5 protein-coding genes are annotated in these 3,199 nt (G+C 63.5%); 3 read left to right on the top strand and 2 right to left on the bottom strand.

Features of this window, described 5'->3' with window-relative positions; all coding sequences use genetic code 11:
* Positions 1-304 precede the first annotated feature (304 nt).
* Positions 305-649 (bottom strand): hypothetical protein, encoded by a 345-nt coding sequence (locus EOA32_RS35370; protein ID WP_066998389.1) that lies wholly within the window; start codon positions 647-649, stop codon positions 305-307.
* Positions 650-1,332: 683 nt separating this feature from the next.
* On the opposite strand from EOA32_RS35370, the gene EOA32_RS35365 reads away from it, so the two are divergent.
* Positions 1,333-1,635 carry a DUF982 domain-containing protein gene (locus tag EOA32_RS35365; RefSeq protein WP_128374164.1) on the top strand — a complete coding sequence of 101 codons (303 nt, stop codon included), beginning with the start codon at positions 1,333-1,335 and terminating at the stop codon, positions 1,633-1,635.
* A gap of 7 nt (positions 1,636-1,642) precedes the next feature.
* On the opposite strand, the gene EOA32_RS35360 is transcribed toward EOA32_RS35365, so the two are convergent.
* Positions 1,643-2,362, bottom strand: coding sequence for a Crp/Fnr family transcriptional regulator (locus EOA32_RS35360; protein ID WP_066998395.1), 720 nt, complete (start codon positions 2,360-2,362; stop codon positions 1,643-1,645).
* Between the two features lie 174 nt (positions 2,363-2,536).
* Between EOA32_RS35360 and EOA32_RS35355 the strand changes: the two genes are divergently transcribed.
* Both EOA32_RS35355 and EOA32_RS35350 read left to right on the top strand, forming a co-directional pair.
* On the top strand, positions 2,537-2,770 hold the full coding sequence (locus EOA32_RS35355) for a hypothetical protein (protein WP_095784272.1): 234 nt from the start codon (positions 2,537-2,539) through the stop codon (positions 2,768-2,770).
* A gap of 81 nt (positions 2,771-2,851) precedes the next feature.
* A partial coding sequence (locus tag EOA32_RS35350) for an alpha/beta fold hydrolase (RefSeq protein ID WP_128374163.1) occupies positions 2,852-3,199 on the top strand: 348 nt, incomplete at its 3' end.

The raw sequence follows: 3,199 nt of genomic DNA, 5'->3' as shown, positions 1-3,199 counted from the left end.
GCTCGACTGCCTTTTCGTTGGCCAGGGTGTGAAGCCGGAGAAACCAAACCCTGTTCTCTTTACCACCAGGTCCGGCTGACGCGGCCCGCTGAGGACAATTCGGCGCGGGCCCGATGGTTCCGTGCTTCGGAGCCGAGAAGATAAGGCACCGAGGCAGGGCGTTCCGGGCCCGCCGCCGGCAAAAAACCGCCCCGGATGGGAGAGCCGGGGCGGCAATTGTGGGAAGCAGTTCGGGTATCCGGGAACTGCACAGGCAGTAACTCGTCCGCGCGGGAAAAGTTTCCTGCCAGACCGATGAGGCGTTCTACTTCGACGTCTGCGGCGGGACCTCGCCCGGCTTGATCACCGGCATCTGGCTGGTGTCGGCCGGCGGAGCGGTAGCGTTCTTGTCTCCGGTGGGCGGAGGCTTCAGCACACCGTCGCAAGGCGCCAGGCTGGCGGTCAGGTTGTTGGATTGATCATTGGCCTGCGCTTGCGGGGCCTGCGCTTTCGGCTGCTCGCCGGTCTGACTAGGGGTCGCGTTGGCATCCGGTTTGACCTGGCAATCCTCGATCTGCGGATTCTCCAGCTGTGTTTGGGCCGCGGCAGTCATTCCCGGCATTTGGCCCGACATCAGGACAATGGCGAAGCCAAGAAGTGCTTTCTTCATTGGATCCTCCTATGGGTTCGTCAACCGCCAACGATCGGGGAGAGCCGTTCCTTCGGCAGGATCGGCAGCGTCAACCCCGCTGTCAGCGCCATGTGGCGCCGTTCGTCGTATTTGCCACCGGGTGGCGGTGGGGCACCGGGGCATTCGTCATCCCCTTCTCGAGAGACAACGGTATCGAAGAGACAACGCATGCCGGCCGAAAAGGTTGGCTTTCGGTCGAGGCTGCGGTCTCGGCAGGGCGTGGCGCAGGTACATCAAAGTTAAATGCGCGGATGCTGCCGGAGTGCTAGTCGCTCGCAGCTTGGGGGGACTCTACGAGGAGAGTCCCATGGAAATTCGAAATCTGATCGGCACACTGTCCAGATCATTTCTGCGCCAGGGTGCCCGGCCTCCCTGGCCGATCCAGTCCTCGCGCGCCGACGTGCCGCTCAGGCCGCGCCCGCCGTACCGCCCGCAGCCGCCCAGCCGGCCGGCGAATAACTAGCTTGCCGCTTCTTCAGCGCCTGCCCGTGCAACCGGTCGGCGGCATCCTCGTTATGACGATCCCAAAACATGTGGTGGCAACGATGAGACCCTTTCGGATCAACAATTATGTTTTCATCCTGGCGGCAGCGGCGGTGACCGCGGCGCCCTTCGCCGGCCTCGCCTGGCGGGCGCAACAGTGGCTTGGATGGTGACCGGGGATGAGTAGATTCCTGCCGCTCACCATCCGCTTCGTCACTGGCGGCTCAATGGTGGTTTCGTCGATCGCCGACGCAAGGAAGGCGTTGGACGGAGCCTGGAAGAACAAGGAAGCGCCCGACTATGTCGCGGCGGCACGGCTGGTGAACGACGCCATGGCGGGCATTTGCCGTCCGGCGGTCGCCTTCGACGCTTTCAAGCAGGCCGCCGCCCGGCAGGGCCTGCTGAGGACGGCCCACCCGAGCGCGGCACTCTCGATGCTCGACGCGCTGTGGTCTGGCGACGACCAAGGGCCGCCGCGCTGACGCGTCCTCACCTTGGCTCGTTCCTCATGCTGAGATAGGTCGGGTCGAATTCCGCAATGGCGACCAGACGGTTCCAGTCGAGGATGTCGATCAGGTGGTTGGTCCAGTTGATGACGTTCATGCGCCGCAACGTGCCGATGACCCGATTCATATGGACGACGGACAGACCGAGCACATCGGCGAGTTCGGCCTGCGAAAGCGGCAGATTGAAGCTCATGACCCGCGTCTTCTTCACGGCCTGCAGCCTGACGAAGAGTTCGCATATCAGATGCGCCAGATGCGCGGTCTTGGAGCGGCGTCCCATGGCCACGATCCATTCCCGGTGGATGGCGCCGTCCACCAGCGTGTCCAACCAGAGCAGCCTCGTCAAATGCGGGGCCTTTTCGGTGATTTCCCGCAACTTGCTGTGCTCCGCCGCGATGATATGGCAGGGCGACAGCGCGACGATGCCATGGTCCATGGTCTTCAGGAGAAAAGCGTGCAGATCGACGAAATCGCCGGCAACATGGAGCGCGGTGAACTGCCGGCCGCCGTCCTCCAGCACCTTGTAGCGCGCGGCAATCCCGTCGACGATGAGGGTGCTGAAAGTCGGCCTTGATCCTTCGGCGACGAGATCCTCCCCGGCGACGAAATACTTCTCCACCGATGTGGCGCTGGCCAGCAACGCCTTCTCGCTTTCGGAGAGAGCATCGTGCTGACCCAGGTTCAGATAAAGGGGTTCCAGCATGCGCGGCCGCCCGTTGTGGATTTTGCAAGGGCCTAACGTTGCAGAGCCGGGCCGGGTTGCAGCGGACCACCACACCGCCAGCCGCCGGCAAGCAGTCCCCGGCCAAGACGGTCCTTTGGAACCATGATCGCGCGCAGGGATTGAACGTCCAGGTTGCGGCGGATGCTTTCGCGGATGGAACGCTTCTACTTCGATTTGTACAACACCGTGCACACGCAAATGGACAGCGAGGGGCAGCTCTTCTCCTCACCAGAAAACGCGCGAAAGGAGGCGCTCAGGATCTTGCAGGATGTCGCGCGCGACGAGATGCCGAACAGTGATAACCTCAAGATCACCATCAAAATGCGCACCGACAAGAGAGGCCAGATATTCGAGGCGTCCCTTACAGTCAAATCCGCCTGGAGCTGACCACGGAAGGCGCCAGCCGAGAGAAGCCGCGGCCCGAGCAACCATCCCGCCCGCGGCCGTTCCGCCTGTGGAGCACAATGCATGTTCGGCGGTTTCCAAAGCGCGGAAGTCGACACGGGCGCGGCACGGACATTCATCCGGACTGCCGGCAGCGGCCCGGCGCTGCTCCTGCTGCAGGGCTTCCCCGAAACGCATCTGATGTGGCGCGACGTGGCGCCGAAGCTGATCGACCGCTTTAGCGTCGTCTGCGCCGACTTGCGCGGCTACGGCAAAAGCTCCTGTCCGCCATCCGATCCGGATCATGCGCCCTACGCCAAGCGCGCCATGGCTGCCGACCTCGCGGCGCTGATGACGAAGCTCGGCTTTGGCCGCTTCATGGTTGCCGGCCACGATCGCGGTGGACGCGTTGCGTATCGCCTGGCGCTGGAC

The sequence above is a fragment of the Mesorhizobium sp. M1A.F.Ca.ET.072.01.1.1 genome, assembly GCF_004023325.1.
In the GTDB taxonomy this organism is placed as follows: domain Bacteria; phylum Pseudomonadota; class Alphaproteobacteria; order Rhizobiales; family Rhizobiaceae; genus Mesorhizobium.
This window is presented reverse-complemented; position numbering and strand designations above follow the sequence as displayed.